We start from the raw sequence: 18,664 nt of genomic DNA on the forward strand, positions 1-18,664 counted from the left end.
TATTATGTTATTGAACATTAAATGGCCGGCAGATGAACAGCTCGATCAGCGCCGACTGGCTCGCAAGAACGATCGTTGATCGCAGCATCCGGGGCATCGCCCTGGAGACCAGCGCGCTGATCAGGGCGGGGGCGCTGCCTGTCGGGGCGCGGCTGCCGGCGATCCGCGACATCGCCTACGAAATGAAGGTCAGTCCGGCGACGATCTCCGAGGCCTGGAGCGAATTGCGCCGCCAGAAGATCATTCGCGGCCGGGGGCGCAACGGCACCTACGGAGCCGGGTCGTACCGGAACTGCGCGAGGCGGCCGAAGCGCGCTGGCCCTATCGGCCGGAAGCATTCCTCGCCACCAATGGCGGCTACAATGCCGTCTACAATACCCTGCGGGCCCTTGTGGCGCCGGGCTCGGCCGTCGCGATCGAGCATCCGACGGCCATGCGGCTGCTCGACATCCTCGAGGATCTTGGCGTCAGGATCGTGCCTGTGGCCTGCGACGAGCACGGCCCCCTGCCGGCCTCGCTCCGCGCCGCGGCGCAGGAGCGGCTTGCTGCATTCGTGTTCCAGCCAAGACTGCACTCGGTTACGGGGCAGACGGTCAGTGCTGAACGGCTCGCGCTGATCGGCGACATCCTTGCTGAGAGCGATGCGCTGATCATCGAGGATGACGGCGTGGCCGACATCTCGGAGGCACCGCCCGCGTCACTCGGCGTGCGCTTTCCGGAGCGCACCATCCATATCGTCTCTTATTCGAAGACCCTCGGGCCCGATCTGCGGCTCGCGGTGCTGTCGAGTTCGGCTGCGATCGTCGAACAGGTCCAGTCCTATCGGGCCTTCAGCGCGGGCTGGACGAGCCGCCTGCTCCAGGGCGCAACCTCCTGGCTGCTGCGTGACGAGGCGAGTCGGGATATCGTGGCGAAGGCTCGCATCATCTACAAGCAGCGGCGCGACAGGCTCGCTGCGGCGCTGGCCGCGCGCGGCATCCACACCGCGCCCGGAAGCGGCCTTTGCCTGTGGGTTCCGATCATCTCGGAGCCCTTCGCGATGGTGACGCTCGCCGCGCGCAACATCGCGGTCAATCCCGGCAGCAAGTTCTCGGTCCTGCCCAGTGCCCATATCCGCGTCGCGACCGCGACCCTAACCGATCGCTACGAGGAAGTGGCCGATGCGATCGCTCTCGCCCGGTCCCCCTGATCGCGGGAACGGAGCTGCGTTCCAGTGCTGGCGGATGCCGGGGTTTGCGCTATAGCCGGGAGCATCGTCAGCCAGCCGGATTGCCGCCCATGCCTGCCCGCGCCCGTTCCCTTGGTTTGATCTGCGGCTCGCTGCCGCCCGGCCCGCTCAATGCGATTACCGATGTTGCCGGCGTCCGTGTCGGCCACAGGACCATTCGCGACGGGGATATCCAGACCGGGTTCACGGCCATCCTGCCCCATGGCGACGATCTGTTCCGCGAGAAGCTGCGCGCCGGTGTCGATGTCATCAACGGCTTTGGCAAGAGTGCCGGGCTGGTGCAGGTCTCCGAACTCGGCCAGATCGAAACCCCGCTTCTGCTGGGAAACACATTGTCGGTCGGAACTGGCTTCAATGCCCTCGTCACGCGCGCGCTCGCGGCCAATCCCGACATTGGCCGGACGACCGGAACGGTCAATCCGGTCGTGCTCGAGTGCAATGACGGTTTTCTCTCAGACATTCGGGCGCGCGTTCTGAGCGAGAGCGACGCCTTCGCGGCACTTGATGCTGCTATGGCAGGCCCGGTCGAGGAGGGCGCCGTCGGCGGCGGGACCGGCATGAGCGCCTTTGGTTTCAAGGGCGGCATCGGCACGGCCTCGCGCCTGCTCAGGCTGGACGGCAGGGATTATACGCTCGGCGTGCTGGTTCAGGCCAATTTTGGCAATGCGGGAGATCTGGTTCTGCCTGATGGCCGCCGGCCCGTTCCGCCCGCCATGCCGCACGCGGCCGCGCCCGAGCGTGGGTCCGTCATCATCGTGGTGGCGACCGATATCCCGATGGAATCGCGGCAGCTGACGCGCGTTGCCAGGCGGTGCGGTGCGGGGCTGGCGCGGCTCGGCGCATTCTGGGGCAATGGCAGCGGCGATATCGCGCTGGCCTTCAGCACGGCCGGCCGCATCAGCCATCATGAACGCGCCGATCTCGCGCCGATGGTCGTGCTCAACGAGAATCGAATCGATCTGCCGTTTCGCGCGGCCGCCGAGGCGACCCAGGAGGCCGTCCTCAACGCCATGCTCGCCGCGCCGGCGGTGGCGGGGCGAGACGGTCATGCGAGGCCTTCGCTCGCCGACGTTCTCGCCCGCTCCTGAGGGCTCGCTGTCGCCCGCCGCAATCAGGCCGGTTGGGGCGCGCCATCGGCTGGATCGCGGACGGCCTGAACCGTCAGACGCTTCACGTCGCCGCTGCGCGTCGTCCAGTTGATGGATTGGCCGACCGAGAGGCCGATCAGAGCGGTCCCGATCGGGGTCAGGATCGAGATCTTGCCCTGGGCGATGTMGGCCTCGGGCGGATAGACCAGGGTCACGGTGGTGGTCTTGCCCGTGACCTCGTCCTGGAACAGCACTTCGCTGCCCATGCGCACGGCGTCGGCGAGCTGGCGCCCCTTGGCGAGAACGCGGGCGCGCGCCACTTCGTCGGCGAGTTCCGCTGCGACATCGGGAAAGGTGTTGGTCGCGGCAATCGCGAGCTGGGTGAGCTTCTCGTGATCGATTGCGGTCAAGGTGATACGGGGCTTTGCCCCGCCGGAGGTCCGGTTGGTCATGTGAACGTCGTCCTGAATGATTGCGCACCCGTGGGCAGCGCGTAGCAGTGGAAGATTGCGCGCAGGCGAGCTTGCACGATGCCGGACAATGGCGTCGGGGGGGCTCTCTGCCTTCGGCAGACGCTTTCGTCGCTTGCGCTGATGGTGGATGTGCGGGGCGTTGCCCGCGTCGACCTTAAGTCCGGAATGATGCCGATTCGGCGCCGGAACGCCGACCGCCCCGAACCCGAGGCGCGCGGCGCGACGAATCCGGGGCTAGTTGCCCGCGATCAGGTTACCTGCCCGGTGCAGGCCGCGACGGAAATTGGAGAAGCGCGCCATCATGTCTCATGACTTAGGCTCGCTGCCCGAATTGTCAAATCACAAGCCTGCCGGAAGGCTGCGATCGCGGAGCGCAACGCTGGCCTGAAACGCGGGGCAAGGCTGGCGGTCCGACTTCCGTCCGGGCCCGATCATGACGCTCGATCATCAGACCGGATGGTATCCAGGCCGATGATCCAACGTGTTGTGTTTGCAGCGGCTTTCCCTAAAGCCGCGATCCACTGTTGGGACCGCTGCCTTAGGCCGCAGCGCTGTAGGGGCCGAGCTGCGCGGCGTGCCGCCGCACGAGTTCCAAACCGAATTCCGTCGGGCGCAGAGCGGGGGACCGGTCGTGAATGGCAAGACCGGCGCGCTCGCCGAAGAGGCGCTTGCCGTAGCAGAGCAGGCTCTCGATCGACTGCATGATGAAGACGATTGCAGGCGAGACGTCGCGATAGGCGGCCTCCGCGCTGGGCTCGTCTCCAGCCATGAAGTGGTTATAGGCGCGTAGCGCGTGATCGATCGTGTCGGGGGCCAGGATCATGCCCGCACAGCCGGCGCGCAGGTTGTCGACCAGTTCGAGGCCGCCGCGACCGTTGAAGACGGGAAGCCGCCCTTCCGTGGTCGTGATCAGCTGCCGAATGTCCACGGCTGGGCCTTCACCCTTGATCAGGCTGATATTCGGATGGCGCGACACCAGTTCGCGGATGTCTTCGGCCGAGAGGCCGCGCCCCATATAGGCTGGTGCATTCTGGATCGCGACGGGCAGGGAGGTCGCGTCAGCGACCCGGCCGAAGAAGCGGATATATTCAGCCGCTCCAAAACTGCCGACCATCGGCGGCTGCAGGATGACCCAGTCGGCCTTCGCAGTCTCGGCTGCCCTGACCTGCTCGATCTGTTCCGCGACGGACGAACCGTAGATCGTGAAGGCGAGCGGCACGCGTCCGGCAGTGTCCTCGGAAACCCATTCCATTAGCGCCAGGCGCTCGGACTGGGTCAGTTTGGACACTTCGGTGGCGAGGCCGAGCGCGGCAATGCCGTGCACGCCCAGCGCAAGGCAGAGCTCCGTCTGGCGGCGCATCGCTGCCCGGTCAAGCCTCTCCTGCTCGTCGAACAAGGCGTAGACCATGGCATGAATGCCGGCGAAAGGCGGCGCGAAGCCCATCTCATATCCTCACGGTAGCGTGTCGTTTCGAAGATCAGATGTTAAACATCAGATGAATGGTTGCAAGCGAAACCCGAGCGTGGCAATTTCATGAAAATGGAGGGTCGAATGTCCCAGGCTCATGGCATGCGGAAAGGCGCGAAGCCCGGAAAGATCGGCGCGATGGTCTCCGCGCTCGGCGCTGCGATCGTGCGCGGCGAGATCGCGCCGGGGGCGGTACTGCCTCCCGAGCACGAACTGGAGGCGCATTACCGGGTTGGCCGCAGCGTCGTCCGCGAGGCGATGAAGACGCTGACCGCGAAGGGGTTGGTGAGCGTCCGCCCGCGCCACGGCACGCATGTTCGTCCGGCCCAGGACTGGATGCTGCTCGACAGCGATGTCCTGGGATGGGTGCGGAACAGCGGGGGGCTCGACCGCAGCCTGTTGCTCGCATTGGAGGAAACCCGCGCGATCATCGAGCCGGCAGCGGCTGCCCTCGCGGCGCAGCGCGCAACGCCTGAGGATGTCTGGCGGATCAATGCCGCGCTTGCGGCGATGGACGACGGCCAGTTCGACCCGCAGGCAGCGATTGCGGCGGACAAGGCCTTTCACCTCGCGATTCTCGAGGCGACGCATAACCCGGTGCTGCGCAGCTTTCGCGGCGCAATCGATGCGATCCTGAGCGCCATCTTCGACATCACCGTGGGCGTCTTCACCGGCAACCTGCCGAACCATGCCGCCGTTGCGCGTGCGATCGAGGCCCGCGACGCAAAACAGGCGCGCGAAGCCATGGAAGTCCTGCTTGGTTACACCTACGGGCACCTGCTCTCGGACGGCGCAATAACGCCGCCGGATCTCAAGAAATCCACCCTTGGAGAAACGCCATGACATTCAAGAGCCTGATGCTCGCCGCAGCGATGACGGCGACGAGCCTTTCCGCGTCCGCCGCCTGGCCGGAGCGGCCAGTCACCCTGATCGTGCCCTGGGCCGCCGGCGGCGGCACCGATGCGGTTGCCCGCATCCTTGCGGCGGGGCTGGAGAAGGAGCTCGGCAAGCCGGTCAATGTCGTCAACCGCACCGGTGGCGGCGGCGTCGTCGGCCATACCGAGATCGTCAATGCCAAGCCGGACGGTTACACGATCGGTCTGGCCACCGCCGAGGTGACGACCTTCTACTGGTCGAACACCGCACCCTTCACCTATGAGAAGCTGACGCCGCTGGCGCTGGTGAACTTCGATTCCGCCGCGTTCAACGTCGCGTCCAACAGCCCCTGGGCCAATCTGCGCGCGGCGCTGGACGACATCCGCAAGCAGCCGGTCGGCCATTTCAAGATGTCGGGCATGGCGGCAGGAGCCGCCTATCACCTCGCTTTTGCCGGGCTGCTGCAGCTCGAGGGCATCGACCCGAAGAGCGTCGTCGTCGTGCCGAGCCAGGGTGCGGCGCCTGGTTTCCAGGAGCTGGCTTCCGGCGGCGTGCAGATCGTTCCGTCATCGCTGCCCGAGGGCAAGCCGATGATCGATGCCGGCCGCGTCAAGTCGCTGGCCGTGCTTTCGAAGGAGAAGATCTCGGCCTTCCCGTCGGTGCCGACGGTCAAGGACGCGATCGGCAAGGACTATGAGGGTGGTACCTGGCGCGGCCTTGCGGCTCCCGCCAATCTGCCGGCCGAAGTCACGGCACGTCTTGTCGAGGCGACCGACAAGGTGGCGAATTCCGACAGCTACAAGAGCTTCCTGGCCGAGCGCGGCTTTGGCTATGCCTTCGCCAAGGGGCCGGCCTTCGGCAGCTTCCTCGTCGAGCAGCACAAGCGCAATGGCGAGATCATGGGCGCGCTCGGCCTGCGCCTGCGCCAGTAGCGCCAGCCCAATCCAGCCCGGCCCCGCGCCGGAGCATGACGCGGCGCTGGCTTGCCCGCGCCGCGTCCACCCCATCGTGTCCTTCGCGCCGGGCAGGTCTCCATGAAATTCAACGATCTCTTCGCCGGGCTGGTGTTCCTCGGGCTGGCCGCGCTCGTCGCGACGGCGTCCTGGCATCTGCCGAACCCTTCGCAGCAACCGCTGGGCCCCTCGGCCTTCCCGCTGATCCTGTCCGGATTGCTGGCGCTTTGCGCTGCGATCCTCGGGGTCAATGGCGCTCGCGCGGTCGACCGCGGCCCGATGCTGGCCCTGGCCGACTGGGCACGCAGCCCTGCGGCGTTGATGAAGCTCGCGCTCGTGCCGGCTGTAGTGCTGTTCTACCTCTGGTTCTCGGAGGTATTGGGCTTCCTCATCACGGCACCGCTGATCCTCGTCGTGCTGTTCATGGCGGGTGGGGTCCGGCCGGGCCCGGCCCTCGCGCTCTCCCTGCTCGCGGCGCTTGCGATGCATTCGATCTTCTATCTCGGTCTCGGCGTGCAGCTGCCGTGGGGGCCCCTCGAACCGATCCGCTGGTGAGGCTGCCAGGCTCGATGCCTATGTCACCGCGCTGGGGATGGTGCTCGATCCCTATGTGCTCGCTGTCATCACCGCCTCGGCCATTTACGGCCTCATTGTCGGATGCATTCCCGGCCTGTCCGCCACGATGGCGACAGCGCTTCTGGTGCCGCTGACCTTCTTCATGCCGCCCGTCCCGGCCATCGCCGCGATCGTCACGACCAGTACGATGGCAATCTTTTCCGGCGATATTCCGGGCTGCCTGCTGCGCATTCCCGGCACGCCGGCCTCGGCGGCCTATGTCGACGATTCCTACCAGATGACGCTGCGGGGCGAGCCTGAGCTGGCGCTCGGCATCGGGCTCTGGTTCTCGGTTCTCGGTGGCCTGTTCGGAACCGCGGTGATGATGGCGGCGTCCCCGGCCATCGCCGATTTCGCGCTTGGCTTCGGCTCGGTCGAGTTCTTCTGGATCGTGATGCTCGGTCTCGGCGGGGCAGTCTTCATTGGCTCTTCGACGCCGCTCAAGGCCTGTATCGCATTGCTGATCGGCCTGATGATCTCGCTTGTCGGCATGAACAATCCGGCCGGCCAGCCGCGCTTCACCTTCGACAACACCGAGATGCTCGGCGGTGTCTCGCTGATCCCGATGATGGTCGGCATGTTCGCCTGCTCGGAGGTGATGCGCCACATGATCTCGGACGGAAGCGCGCCGCAGATCGTCATCAAGAAGAYGGGGCCGATCTTCGCCAATATGTGGCGGCTGACCAAGCAATACCCGTGGCAGCTTGTTCGCGGCAGCGCGCTCGGGACCGTCGTCGGTATCCAGCCGGGCAGCGGCGCCGACATGGCGGCCTGGATGTCCTATGCGATGAGCAAGCGCTTCTCGAAGACGCCCGAGAAATTCGGCACGGGTCACCCCGAAGGGCTGATCGAGGCAGGAGCCTCCAATAACAGCTCGCTTGCGGGCGCCTGGATTCCGGCTCTCGTCTTCGGCATTCCCGGCGACTCGATCACCGCGATCGCCATCGGTGTCCTGATGATGAAGAACATGGCGCCGGGGCCGACGATCTTCGTCAACAATCCCGAGAACGTCTACGCGCTGTTTCTCGTCTTCGTCATCGCCAACCTGCTGATGCTGCCGCTCGGCTGGGCGATCATCAAGGTGGCCTCGCGGGTGCTGCATGTGCCCCGCAAGATCCTGATGCCGATCATCCTGCTCTTCGCCATCGTCGGCTCCTACGCGATCAACAACTCGCTCTTCGATGTCGGGCTGATGCTGGCCTTCGGTGCCCTTGCCTTCGTGCTCGAGGAGAACGGCTTTCCGGTTGCGCCGGTCATCCTCGGCGTGGTGCTCGGCCCGCTGCTGGAGGAGTATTTCATCAACTCGATGATCAAGTCCGACGGCAGCCTGATCGGCCTGGTCAATCGACCGATCGCGGCGGTGCTTGCGGCGGTGACGGTCGGGATCATTGCCTGGACCATCGTCGCCTCGCTGCGGGCGCCGAAGCATCCGGCAAGGCCGATGCCGCAGGACCTGTGAACGCCGCTTGAAGCCAAAAGGAAGGCCGGCAGCGATGATTGCGCTGCCGGCCTTCTTTCCATTGTGCGCTTTCCCCTGCGCGGACCGTCGGCAAGGGGCTCATTGGCTACCTGTCTCGCTCGTCCTCCGACGAGGGGCTGCTTGCTGTGCAACGACCAGCGATGCAGACCAGTTCGATCACCTTATGCTCGGTACTGAGGCAGTTCGCCCGGTAGATGACGATCTTGCCCTGATCGGGCAGCCTGATGACCTTGGCGTTGGCACAACCGGATTCGAGCAGGGCGCGTTGCAGGTCACCGTCGCTTGCGGCGCCAGGGGATGGAGCGGATAAGACGAGGGCAGCGAGTGCCGCGAAGAACCGATCGCGCCCGCCGCCCGCCGAGATGCGGGCCACCGCTGCGCTTACTTCGCCTTCTGCAGCGAGGTGACGGTGATCTGACCGTTGACGCGCTCGGCGGTGAACTTGACCTTTTCGCCGGCCTTCAACTCCTTGAGCATGGCCGGGTCGGCGGCCTTGAACACCATCGTCATGCCGTCCATGTCGAGGTTCTTGATCGGGCCGTGATCAAGCGTGATCTTGCCCTGGGCCATATCGACCTTCTTGACCGTCGCGCTCACCGGAGCTGCGTCCTGCGCCAGGGCCGCGCCAGCAAGGCTGCCGCTGACAAGTGCGATCGTGAGAAGTCTGCGCATCATGGTCTCCATCGTGATGTGAGGGTTGCCGCGGTCACTTGACGGTGATGGTGCCGGTCATTCCGGCTTCGCGGTGGCCGGGGATCAGGCACGAGAAATCGAACTGCCCGGCCTTGGTGAACTGCCAGACGATCTCCCCGGTCTTCTTGGGGGAGAGGCGCTTGGCGTTCGGATCGTCATGCTCCATGTCGGGGTTCTTCTGCATCTCGACGGCGTGCTTGAGGTTCTCCTCGAGCGTCGCCACGACCAACTCGTGATCGAGCTCGCCATTGTTGCGCAGCTGGAAGCGGATCTGTTCACCGCGCCGGACCTCGATCCTGTCCGGGATGAACTGCATCTTGCCCTCACGCTCGGCCATGGCGATCTGGATCAGCCGGGCCGGCTTCTTGGGATCGCCCGGCTTGCCATAGGCGGTCTCGTCGCCATGGCCGTGCCCGGCTCCGCCAGGACCGGCCAGCGCTGCCGCGGCGGAGAACATGACGGCCACCGCCGCCAAGCCGAGTTTCGTGAAGTGCTTTGACATGGTTCCTCTCCCGAAGGGGTGTCGATGGACGCTCAGTGGTTGGAATGGCCGCCGGCCTTGGCCGCGGGCACCGGCTTGCCATCCGGGCCGAGTCGGGGTTTGCGCGGATCCTTCACGCGCCAGTCGGCTGATTGCCCGCCGCTGTCGGGCGCAGTCGCACGGGGTGCCTCGGTCAGCTTGGCGCCCTTGTATTCGTAGGCGACGGTACCTTCCGGGTGCTTGAACCAGCCGGGGTCCTTGTAGTCGTTCTTGGCGAGGCCCTCGCGGACCTTCACGACCGAGAACATGCCGCCCATTTCAACCGGGCCGAACTGCGCAAAACCCGTCATCATCGGCAGAGTGTTGTTCGGCAGGGGCATTTCCATCGCGCCCATCTCGCCCATGCCGTTGGAGCCCATCGGCATATAGCCCGGCGCGATCTTGGCGATCCGCTTGGCAATGTCCTTCTTGCCGACGCCGATATAGGTTTTCACCGAGTGGCCCATGGCATTCATGGGGAAGACGAAATCACGGGCGACGCGGCGGAAGGCCGGGTCCTTGGGATGAACGACGAAGAAGCCCATCATGCCCATCGCCATCTGGACCATTTCGTCCGAATGGGGGTGGTACATGTAGGTGCCGGAGCGCCGCAGCAGGAACTCGTAGACATAGGTCTTGCCGGGCGGGATATGCGGCTGGTTCAGCCCGCCGACGCCATCCATGCCGTTGGGCAGGCGCTGGCCATGCCAATGGATCGTCGTGTTCTCGGGCAGCTTGTTGGTGACGAAGATGCGGACCTTGTCGCCCTCCACCGCCTCGATGGTGGGGCCCGGCGACTGGCCGTTATAGCCCCAGAGATAGGCCTTCATGCCCGGCGCGAGCTCGCGCTCGACCGGTTCGGCGACGAGATGGAACTCCTTCCAGTCGCCGTTCATCCGCCAGGGCAGGGTCCAGCCGTTCAAAGTGGCGACCGGCTGGTAATCCGGCCCGCTGGTTGGAACCAGTGGTGCCTGGGTCGAGGCGTCCGTCATGGTCGGCGCCTCGGGGACCGAAGCGAAGGCGGTGCGGCCGGAGACGGCTGTCGCACCGGCAAGGACGAGGCCGGACGAGCCGATGAAGCCTCTGCGTGACATGGTCATGGTGTCGTTCCTTGCTCGCTAATGGCCTGCGCCGCCGCCGTCGCCACCGGTGCTCGCGGCGGCGGTCGCTCCACCGCCACCGGTGCCGCCACCGCCGATCACGACGTGCTTGAGGTCGGTATGGGCGATCCAGAAATCGCGGCGCGCATTGATCGCGGCGACATTCGACAGGATGCGCCCGCGCGCATCGGTGATGAGCTGCGTCACATCGACGAGCATGCCGTTATAGTGCAGCAGCGACTCGTCCTGGATGATCTTGCGCAGCGGCAGGACGTTGTTCTGGTATTGCCGGGCGATGTCATAGGTGGCGCGATAGCTGGTATAGGCTTCGCGCGCTTCCGAGCGGATATTGACGGCCTTCTCGGCAAGCTTGTTGGCGGCCTGCATATAGTTCTGCTCGGCCCGGACCACGCGCGACTGTCCGAAATCATAGATCGGGATCTCGATCTCGAGTTCGAGCGTGGTGCTGCGCTTCGACTCCCGCTCGACGTCACCATCGGCCAGGGCCCTGCGCCCACGGTCATAGGTGCGCCGGCCGAGCAGATCGACGTCGTTGACGAAGCGGGTTGCGTTGGTGAGGCCCAGCGACTTCGCCAGCGCGTCGAGATCGCCGCGGGCGATCTGCAGATCGATCCGCTTGCGCAAGGCCTCGGCTTCGATCGCCTTGGCACTCTGGATTTGCGGAAGGGGCGCAAGATTGGCGGGGATCTGGAACTTCAGCTCGTCGCCCCACAGGCCAAGCAGCCGCACGAGGCGTTCGCGCTCCTGGCGCTGCAGCAGGCGTGCCTGGCCGAGCTGGGCGCCGAGCTCGGCGTCGAAGGCGAATTCGCGGGCCTGATCGAGCTTGTTGATGCCGCCGGACTCGCCGAGCCGCTTGAACAGCTCGGAGGCGGCGTCGGTGGAGTTCTTGGCCTGCTCGAAGAAGCCGACCTGCGCATTGGCGGCGACGGCCCGGTAATACTGCCGGCGCGTTTCGGCTGCCAGCTTCAGCACGGATTCGGCGGCGCGCAACTGGGCGGTCTGGAATGTCTCGCGGGCGATTGCGGCGCGCGCCGGTAATGTCGCAAGCGCGAAGAGGCTGCCTGCGACCTGGCGCTCGATCTCCAGTTCAAATCGTCCTGAAAGCTTGGAGATGCCAAAGCGGGGATTGGGCGGCAGGCTCGCCGCGACCATCTGCGCCTCGGCAATGCCGAGATCATTGAAGGCGGCTTGCAGGCCGCGATTGTTAAGCAGCGCGATCTGCACCGCGGAATCGGCCGTCAGCGGTTTCCTCAGCAGCTGGTCGACGCGAGCCTTGGCGCTGATCGCCACCCCGGCATCATTGATCTTGACCACGTCCTTCTTCAGCTCGCTGAAGGCGAGATTCTGCGCCGGGCCGATGCCGCCATCGGCGGAGAAGGTCGCGCAACCGCCAAGGAGCGCGGCCATGCCGGCGACAAGGGCGAGGCGGGAAACAGACGGGAAGCGCATGATCGACCGGAAAGGGATGGACGCAGGCGTGGCCACAGTGATCGGTCCTTCGGTCATGGCTGCGGTCCAACGCGCCGATTGAGTTCACGCCAGTCCTTCGGCTCGGCCGGGCGCAGCACGGTGCTGCCGGCAGTGACGCTCTGATAGGCAGGGGCGGGGACGTTCACGTTCGGATCGGCCGGACGTGCGAGATAGTCAGGCAGCGGTTTGCCGGCGCAGGCGCCGAGCACGATCGCAAGGGTTGCGAGGAGGAGTGGTCTTGCAATCATTGCGATTCGGCGTCTCCAGCGGCGTGGTGACGTCTGACTAGCAACGGCGCTCCGGCCGCGTCCGTTACAAATTGTTGCGAAGCGATCCGCGCATTTGGCGCAAGCAGGCGTTATCTTGACCCTTGAGCCGCGTACCGATCACTCCTCGCCCGTCCAGTCGGAAGTCCGAAGTTGAACCCATTCCCTGCAAGCGTTCAGGCCGAGGATCACGGCCATGTGCTGGTGGTCGACGACGACCCGCAGATCCGCCTGCTGGTCGCGCGCTTCCTGCAGCGGCATAGCTATCAGGTCAGCGGCGCCGCCGATGGCGATGCGATGTTCGACATCCTCAAACGCAGCGAGATCGACCTCGTCATTCTCGACCTGATGCTGCCGGGCCGTTCGGGGATTGAACTCTGCCGCGATATCCGCGCGATCTCGCCGGTGCCGATCGTGATGCTGACGGCCCGCAGCGAGGAGAGCGACCGCATACAGGGGCTCGAGGTCGGCGCAGATGACTATGTGACCAAGCCGTTCAGTCCACGCGAGCTGCTGGCGCGGGTTCGGGCCGTGCTGCGGCGCACGCGCATCCGCCGGGGCGAGCCGAGTGATCGCGCCAGCGAGCAGATAGGCTTCGATGGCTGGACGATGGATCTGCGCCGCCGGGAATTGCTGTCGCCGTCGGGAACGCTGGTCGATCTTTCGACTGGCGAGTTCGACCTGCTGCTTGCCTTTGCCGAACACGCCAACAGGGTGCTCTCGCGAGAGGCGCTGATGCAGTTTGCCAAGACGCGCAGCAGTGACGACCCTTTCGACAGGACGATCGATGTCCAGATCAGCCGCCTGCGCCGCAAGCTCGAGGCGGATACGAATGGCAGCCAGCTGATCAAGACCATCCGAGGCTCGGGCTACATGTTCACGCCGACCGTGCAGGCGCGCGAGGGTGAGCCGGCATGAGCAGGTCCCTCCGTCCGCGCTGGCCCGACACGGTTGCGGGCCGCGCCATCCTGATCCTCGTCGCGGCGCTGCTCGCTTTCCATTTCGCCGGCTACTGGGCCTATCGCGTCAGTGTCGACAGCATGGCCAATGTGCAGCGCGACAAGGCGCTGGCGGAGCGCATTGTCACGATCAAGCGCGCGATCGCCGGCAACGTGCACGATGCAGAGCGCGATCGCGTCGCCCATGATCTGTCGAGCGCGAGCCTGGAGGTGCACTGGAGCAATGTCAGCCTCGTCCTCGGTACTGCGCCGAAAACCGAACGCACGCAGGCGATGGCGGCACGGCTGATGGAACTCGCGCCTGAGCTCGCATCGGAATCGTTTCGCCTGGGCTATGCCGATGGCGGGGCCCCAGGCGCCGGAGAGGGAGATGCCGATCGCCATATGATGCTGGTCTCGGTCAGGCTGGACGACGGCTCCTGGGTCAATTTCTCCTCGACGACGCTCGGGGCCGCGCAGCATGCCGACTGGAACGTGCTGGCGATCATGATCTGTTTCGGCGTGGCGATCATCGTCATCGGCGTGCTGCTGCTGCGCTGGGCGACGCGGCCGCTGCGCGACCTGGCGCTGGCAGCCGAGCGCTTCAGCCTCGACCAGGCCCCGACACCGCTCAGCGAGGTCGGCCCCGCTGAGGTGCGCCGGGCGGCGCGCGCCTTCAACACCATGGGCGAGCGCATCCAGCGCCTCGTCGCCGAGCGCATGCAGGCGCTGGCGGCGGTCTCGCATGACCTGCGCACGCCGATCACGCGTCTGCGGCTGCGCTCGGAGCTGATGGAGGACGATGCGACGCGCGATCTGGTCGATGCCGACCTCTCCGAAATGGAGGCGATGATCGATTCGACGCTCGAATTCCTGCGCGGCGGCGTCTCCAGCGAGGCGATCCGTCCACTCGATATCGTCTCGGTGATCGAAACCATCGTCGACGACCATATCGATCAGGGGCGAACGATCACGCTCAGCGGACTCGGTCATGGCCGCGTACTCGGGCGACTGCTCGCCTTGAAGCGCGCCTTCTGGAACCTGATCGGTAACGCGGTGAAATATGGCGATCAGGTCTCGATCGCCATATCGGAGACACCGACCGGCCTGAGCTTCATCATCGAGGATGACGGGCCGGGCATTCCCGAGCAGGAGGTCGAGCGTGCTTTCCAGCCATTCGTCCGGCTCGAGGAATCGCGCAGCCGGGAAACCGGCGGTACCGGACTCGGGCTGACGATCGCGCGCGCGGTCATTCATGCCCATGGCGGCGAGATCTTGCTCGCCAACCGGGCGGAAGGAGGCCTCCGGGTCACGGTGACGTTGCCGACGCTGGCTGCCAGCGAACAGCAATTCGCGGATGCGCTGAGGACGGGGCGCTTTCCCTTGCCGGCCGCGAACCCGGCCCGCTCATGATGTCTATCTGGAGAGAACGATGAAAACCCTTGCTACCGCGCTGACGCTCGCGCTCTTCGCTGCTCCGGCGGCGGCCCAGTCCATCCAGGTCCATCTCAGCCCGAGCTGCGGCTGCTGCAAGTCCTGGGTCAAGCATCTCGAACAGGCGGGGTTCTCGCCCAAGGTCGTCGAGAGCAAGGACATGGCAGCAAGCAAGCGCCTGGTCGGCGTGCCCGATAAGGTCCAGTCCTGCCATACCGCGATCATCGAGGGGTATTTCATCGAAGGCCATGTGCCGGCCCCGGACATCCGCAAGCTGCTGCAGGACAAGCCGGCTGCAATCGGCCTGGCTGTGCCCGACATGCCGGTCGGATCTCCCGGCATGGAGGTCGAGGGCGTGACGCCGGACCGGTATGAGACGCTTCTGGTCGGGGCAGATGGCGAGACGACGGTCTTCGCGAAGCACTGACCTAACCAYCTGTGTTTGCAGCGGCCCGAGTAGCGCAATCCACCCTTCCGGCCGCTGCTTCAGCGCTGCAGCGAACCGTCGTTCCAGAGGAGCGCTGCCTGCAATCCCGGRCCGTCTGTGCGGTTGCTCAGGACGAGCAGCGCTCCGACGCGCCTGGCGGCGATRTCGACGATGGTCAGGCCGAGCCCTGTGCCTGTCGGGCTCTTGTGGCGACCGCGGTAGAAGCGTTGCTTGACCAGGCCGAGTTCCTCCTGGGGGATGCCGGGGCCCTGGTCGAATACCGCGACGCCGCGACCATCGGCCGTCGGACGCCAGGACACGACACCACCGCCCGGCATATGCTGGATCGCGTTTTCGTGCAGGTTGCGCAGCGCCAGGGCGAGGCTCTCGCGGTCGCCTGGCACATCCAGGGCTGCGAGCCCAGGGTCGATTTCGACGTCGATGCCGGCCGCCGGAGCCGCATTGTCGATGATCTCGGCGAGGAGCCCGCTGACCCGGACACGGCCCGAGGCCGGACCTTGCTGTTCCGTTTCGAGCTTGGCGAGCGTTAGCAGCTGCCGAACGAGGCGGGCCGTCCGGTCCACTGAGATCAGGATCTGGCGTAGCGCGCCTTCCCTGATCGATGCGTCGGTTGTGGCCAGTGCGATCTGCGCCTGCGTCTTCAAACCAGCCAGCGGGGTTCGCAATTCATGGGCGGCGAAGGCCGTGATCTCGCGCTCATGGCGGCGGGCGGCCGCAACCTTGTCGAACAGACCGTTCAGCGCCTGCGCGAGCGGCCTGACCTCGATGGGGGCTTCGGCCGCCGCGAGGGGACGCATGTCCTCGGCGTCACGGGACTTGAGTTCCGCAGCCATGGTCGCGAGCGGGCGCAAGCCCCGGCCGAGGCTGAGCCAGATCAGCAGGCCGAGCAACGGGGCGATCAGCAGCGCGGGCGCGAGAAGCCCGGTGATCAGGTCGTTGACCAGCCCATGACGCAAGCCGATGCGATCGCCGACCATGACGCGGATGCCCTTCTGGGCATCTTCGACCGCGTAGACCCGCCAGCGTTCGCCATCGACCGTTCGATCGGAGAAGCCGGCGGCCTGATCGGTCAGCTGGGAGCCCGGCGCGCCGCTGGAACGGGCAACCAGCCGGCCGTCGAGAGACCAGATCTGGCAGGATAGCTGGCGCTCGTAGAATGCCGGCTCGACCGTCGCGCCGGGTAGTCCGGCGATAGCGGTGTCCGGCATCCGGCCGGCGTCGACCAGCGAATGCACCATCTTCGCCGCCTCCTGCAGGCGGGTGTCGAGCACATGCTCCAGCTTGGACCTACTGTCGAGATAGATCCAGGCGACCGCGCTGAGCCAGATCAGCCCGGTGGCGGCAATCAGGATGACGAAGAGGCGCGTGCGCAGGGAGGTCATGGCCCAGGCCTCATTTCGTCACCTGTCTCATCCGGTAGCCGAGGCCGCGCACGGTCTCGATCGCGTCGCGGCCGATCTTGGCACGCAGATTGTGGATATGGACCTCGACGGCGTTGCTCTCGATATCCTCCTGCCAGCCATAGAGCCGGTCTTCGATTTCGCCCTTCGAGCGGACCGCGCCAGGACGCTCCATGAGTGCCGACAGCACTGCGAATTCGCGCCGGGAGAGCGTGACGGGCGTGCCGGCAACGCTGGCAGCAAGCGTTGCGGGGTCGAGCATGATGGCGCCCGCAGCCATGACGGGCGCGGCTCGACCGGCATTTCGGCGCGCCACGGAGCGCACCCTGGCCGCCAGCTCGTCGAGATCGAAGGGTTTGCCGAGATAGTCGTCAGCGCCGGCATCGAGGCCGCGGATCCGGTCTGCGACCTCGTCGAGCGCGGTCAGGAGGAGTACGGGCGTGCGGTCGGACTTGCCCCGCATCTCCTTCAGCACGTCGAGCCCGGACCCATCCGGCAACATCAGGTCGAGCACCACGGCATCAAAACAGGAGGTCGCGAGCGCGGCCAGCGCCTCGGCGCAGGTCTCGACGCGGTCCACCGTCGCGCCGGCAAGCCCGAGCCCGACCTTCAGCCCGTCCGACAGAACAGGATCATCCTCCACGACGAGGATACGCATTTCGGTTCTCTCCATTGGCCACGCCCTCCCTCGCTGGCGCGGCTTAAGGCTGGCTTAAGGTGGATTTCCGACCCCGGGGCATCCTTTGCGCAGCGCATGGCCATGCCGTCCGGCGTGCCGTGCGGTGCCAGACCTCATTCGTCCATCCGGACCCGGAAGCCTGAGCGGAACCCAGCATGAATCGCAGAAACCTCATTCGTATTGCGGCCGCGCTGGCCGCTGCGCCCTTCATCTCGCCCATGGCGATGGCCCAAACCATCGATGTCGAAGCCATCCTCAATGATCCGGAAGCGCCGGCTGGCGGGAACCCGAAGGGCGATGTCACGATCGTCGCCTTCCTCGACTACAACTGCCCCTACTGCAAGAAATCCGCCCCCGACCTCGCGCGCGTCGTCAGGGAGGATGGCAAGATCCGCCTTGTCTACAAGGAATGGCCGATCCTGGGCGAATCCTCCGTCCTTGCGTCGCAGATCGCGCTCGGTGCCGGCTATCAGGGGCGCTACGAGGCCGTTCACAAGGCTCTGATGGGGCTTCCCGGCCGGCTGAGCTCGAAGGACACCATCCTGACGGCGGTCAAGGGCGCAGGCGTCGACATGAACCGCCTGCAGGCCGATCTCGATGCGAATGCAGAGAAGATCACGGCACAGCTGCGGCGCAATCTGGCGCAAGCGGATTCGCTGGGCCTGCAGGGCACGCCAACCTATCTGGTCGGACCGTTCCGGACCTCGACGCTCGACTACAAGGGCTTCAAGCAGGTCGTCGCCGATGCACGCGGAAAGCAGGCGGCACGATGAGGTTGCAGACTCGCTCGGCGATGCTGCCATCGCGCCGCAAGGCGGTCAGGATGGTCCTCTCCGCCGTCGGCTTTCCGCTTCTGGCCGGCGCCTGCACGACGACATCGCTGCCGCCGCCGCAGATCGCGAATACCATCCCGACCGTCGACCCGCTGGCGGCTGAGCGCTATGCGGCGCTCGACAATGAACGCTTCTCCGTTCCTGCCGTTTCGCTTGAGGATCTGAAGCCGGCCTATATGCGCCAGCTCGTCGATTACCGGACCCGCGAGCAGCCCGGAACGATCGTCGTCGATCCCGAGGCACGCTTCCTCTATCTCGTGCAGGAGGGCGGCAAGGCGCTGCGCTATGGCGTCGGGGTCGGCAAGGAGGGGCTTGAATTCACCGGGACGGCGCGCGTCGAGCGCAAGGCGCAATGGCCGCGCTGGACGCCGACGCCGGACATGATCCGGCGAGAGCCCGGCCGTTATGCGAAATGGGCCGGCGGCATGGCAGGTGGCGCGAGCAATCCGCTCGGCGCCCGGGCGCTCTATCTGTTCAAGAACGGCAAGGACACGCTCTACCGCATCCACGGCACCAACGAGCCCTGGACGATCGGCGAGGCCGTCTCGTCAGGCTGCATTCGAATGATGAACCAGGACGTGATCGACCTGTATAATCGCGTTGCCGGCGGCTCCAGGGTGGTGGTGCTCTGACCGCGTGACGTGCCTCTTGCGGGTCTTCAATATACATTATATGATATTG

The 18,664-nt window shown here is 65.8% G+C and carries 20 protein-coding genes and 1 pseudogene; 11 read left to right on the top strand and 10 right to left on the bottom strand.

From position 1 onward, the window contains the following. Positions 1 to 32 precede the first annotated feature (32 nt). Positions 33 to 1,189 (top strand): annotated as a pseudogene (locus AC1DRP_RS13770) (aminotransferase class I/II-fold pyridoxal phosphate-dependent enzyme). 89 nt (positions 1,190 to 1,278) lie between these two features. Further along, complete coding sequence (locus tag AC1DRP_RS13775) at positions 1,279 to 2,316, top strand: DmpA family aminopeptidase (protein WP_441508170.1); 1,038 nt, start codon at positions 1,279 to 1,281, stop codon at positions 2,314 to 2,316. A 23-nt stretch (positions 2,317 to 2,339) separates the two neighbouring features. Here AC1DRP_RS13775 and rnk read toward each other — a convergent pair whose 3' ends face one another. Both rnk and AC1DRP_RS13785 read right to left on the bottom strand, forming a co-directional pair. Next, complete coding sequence (gene rnk, locus AC1DRP_RS13780) at positions 2,340 to 2,768, bottom strand: nucleoside diphosphate kinase regulator (RefSeq protein ID WP_476768745.1); 429 nt, start codon at positions 2,766 to 2,768, stop codon at positions 2,340 to 2,342. Between the two features lie 559 nt (positions 2,769 to 3,327). Then, a complete protein-coding gene (locus tag AC1DRP_RS13785) occupies positions 3,328 to 4,233 on the bottom strand; it encodes a dihydrodipicolinate synthase family protein (protein ID WP_441508171.1) in 906 nt (301 codons plus the stop codon). A gap of 108 nt (positions 4,234 to 4,341) precedes the next feature. Between AC1DRP_RS13785 and AC1DRP_RS13790 the strand changes: the two genes are divergently transcribed. The 4 genes from AC1DRP_RS13790 to AC1DRP_RS13805 all read left to right on the top strand — a co-directional run bounded on the left by AC1DRP_RS13790 (position 4,342) and on the right by AC1DRP_RS13805 (position 8,160). After that, complete coding sequence (locus tag AC1DRP_RS13790; RefSeq protein WP_441508172.1) at positions 4,342 to 5,100, top strand: FadR/GntR family transcriptional regulator; 759 nt, start codon at positions 4,342 to 4,344, stop codon at positions 5,098 to 5,100. Then, positions 5,097 to 6,065, top strand: a complete 969-nt coding sequence (locus AC1DRP_RS13795; protein WP_441508173.1) for a Bug family tripartite tricarboxylate transporter substrate binding protein — start codon at positions 5,097 to 5,099, stop codon at positions 6,063 to 6,065. Before AC1DRP_RS13790 ends, AC1DRP_RS13795 begins: the two co-directional genes overlap by 4 nt. A 102-nt stretch (positions 6,066 to 6,167) precedes the next feature. After that, on the top strand, positions 6,168 to 6,641 hold the full coding sequence (locus AC1DRP_RS13800) for a tripartite tricarboxylate transporter TctB family protein (protein ID WP_441508174.1): 474 nt from the start codon (positions 6,168 to 6,170) through the stop codon (positions 6,639 to 6,641). 37 nt (positions 6,642 to 6,678) lie between these two features. Further along, entirely contained in the window at positions 6,679 to 8,160 is a 1,482-nt protein-coding gene (locus AC1DRP_RS13805; RefSeq protein ID WP_476768746.1) for a tripartite tricarboxylate transporter permease, read from the top strand. A 106-nt stretch (positions 8,161 to 8,266) separates the two neighbouring features. Here the strand turns inward: AC1DRP_RS13805 and AC1DRP_RS13810 are convergent, their stop codons facing one another. The 6 genes from AC1DRP_RS13810 to AC1DRP_RS13835 are packed head-to-tail and all read right to left on the bottom strand — an operon-like array spanning position 8,267 to position 12,233. Next, positions 8,267 to 8,554, bottom strand: a complete 288-nt coding sequence (locus AC1DRP_RS13810) for a hypothetical protein (RefSeq protein ID WP_476768747.1) — start codon at positions 8,552 to 8,554, stop codon at positions 8,267 to 8,269. Between the two features lie 8 nt (positions 8,555 to 8,562). After that, positions 8,563 to 8,856 carry a copper-binding protein gene (locus AC1DRP_RS13815; protein WP_476768748.1) on the bottom strand — a complete coding sequence of 98 codons (294 nt, stop codon included), beginning with the start codon at positions 8,854 to 8,856 and terminating at the stop codon, positions 8,563 to 8,565. Between the two features lie 31 nt (positions 8,857 to 8,887). Next, the gene (locus tag AC1DRP_RS13820) at positions 8,888 to 9,376 is read right to left on the bottom strand and encodes a cupredoxin domain-containing protein (RefSeq protein ID WP_476768749.1); all 489 of its coding nucleotides are present in this window, start codon (positions 9,374 to 9,376) and stop codon (positions 8,888 to 8,890) included. Between the two features lie 32 nt (positions 9,377 to 9,408). Beyond that, the gene (locus tag AC1DRP_RS13825; RefSeq protein WP_476768750.1) at positions 9,409 to 10,494 is read right to left on the bottom strand and encodes a multicopper oxidase domain-containing protein; all 1,086 of its coding nucleotides are present in this window, start codon (positions 10,492 to 10,494) and stop codon (positions 9,409 to 9,411) included. An 18-nt stretch (positions 10,495 to 10,512) separates the two neighbouring features. Continuing rightward, positions 10,513 to 12,021 (bottom strand): TolC family protein, encoded by a 1,509-nt coding sequence (locus AC1DRP_RS13830; protein ID WP_441508179.1) that lies wholly within the window; start codon positions 12,019 to 12,021, stop codon positions 10,513 to 10,515. Next, a complete protein-coding gene (locus AC1DRP_RS13835) occupies positions 12,018 to 12,233 on the bottom strand; it encodes a hypothetical protein (protein ID WP_441492393.1) in 216 nt (71 codons plus the stop codon). Before AC1DRP_RS13835 ends, AC1DRP_RS13830 begins: the two co-directional genes overlap by 4 nt. Positions 12,234 to 12,404: 171 nt before the next feature. Between AC1DRP_RS13835 and AC1DRP_RS13840 the strand changes: the two genes are divergently transcribed. Genes AC1DRP_RS13840 through AC1DRP_RS13850 form a run of 3 tightly spaced genes read left to right on the top strand, consistent with a single transcriptional unit; the run spans position 12,405 to position 15,050 of the window. Further along, positions 12,405 to 13,169 carry a response regulator gene (locus AC1DRP_RS13840; protein ID WP_441508180.1) on the top strand — a complete coding sequence of 255 codons (765 nt, stop codon included), beginning with the start codon at positions 12,405 to 12,407 and terminating at the stop codon, positions 13,167 to 13,169. Next, a complete protein-coding gene (locus AC1DRP_RS13845) occupies positions 13,166 to 14,602 on the top strand; it encodes an ATP-binding protein (RefSeq protein WP_441508181.1) in 1,437 nt (478 codons plus the stop codon). Before AC1DRP_RS13840 ends, AC1DRP_RS13845 begins: the two co-directional genes overlap by 4 nt. 19 nt (positions 14,603 to 14,621) lie before the next feature. Then, positions 14,622 to 15,050 carry a DUF411 domain-containing protein gene (locus AC1DRP_RS13850; RefSeq protein ID WP_441508182.1) on the top strand — a complete coding sequence of 143 codons (429 nt, stop codon included), beginning with the start codon at positions 14,622 to 14,624 and terminating at the stop codon, positions 15,048 to 15,050. Between the two features lie 59 nt (positions 15,051 to 15,109). On the opposite strand, the gene AC1DRP_RS13855 is transcribed toward AC1DRP_RS13850, so the two are convergent. Both AC1DRP_RS13855 and AC1DRP_RS13860 read right to left on the bottom strand, forming a co-directional pair. After that, positions 15,110 to 16,453 carry an ATP-binding protein gene (locus AC1DRP_RS13855; RefSeq protein ID WP_441508183.1) on the bottom strand — a complete coding sequence of 448 codons (1,344 nt, stop codon included), beginning with the start codon at positions 16,451 to 16,453 and terminating at the stop codon, positions 15,110 to 15,112. Positions 16,454 to 16,463: 10 nt separating this feature from the next. After that, on the bottom strand, positions 16,464 to 17,129 hold the full coding sequence (locus AC1DRP_RS13860) for a response regulator (protein ID WP_441508184.1): 666 nt from the start codon (positions 17,127 to 17,129) through the stop codon (positions 16,464 to 16,466). A gap of 176 nt (positions 17,130 to 17,305) precedes the next feature. On the opposite strand from AC1DRP_RS13860, the gene AC1DRP_RS13865 reads away from it, so the two are divergent. Both AC1DRP_RS13865 and AC1DRP_RS13870 read left to right on the top strand, forming a co-directional pair. Continuing rightward, positions 17,306 to 17,923, top strand: a complete 618-nt coding sequence (locus AC1DRP_RS13865; protein WP_441508185.1) for a DsbA family protein — start codon at positions 17,306 to 17,308, stop codon at positions 17,921 to 17,923. A gap of 50 nt (positions 17,924 to 17,973) precedes the next feature. Then, entirely contained in the window at positions 17,974 to 18,615 is a 642-nt protein-coding gene (locus tag AC1DRP_RS13870) for a L,D-transpeptidase (RefSeq protein WP_441508203.1), read from the top strand. The last annotated feature ends 49 nt before the right edge of the window (positions 18,616 to 18,664 follow it).

This window comes from Allobosea sp. 01N443, from assembly GCF_056399325.1.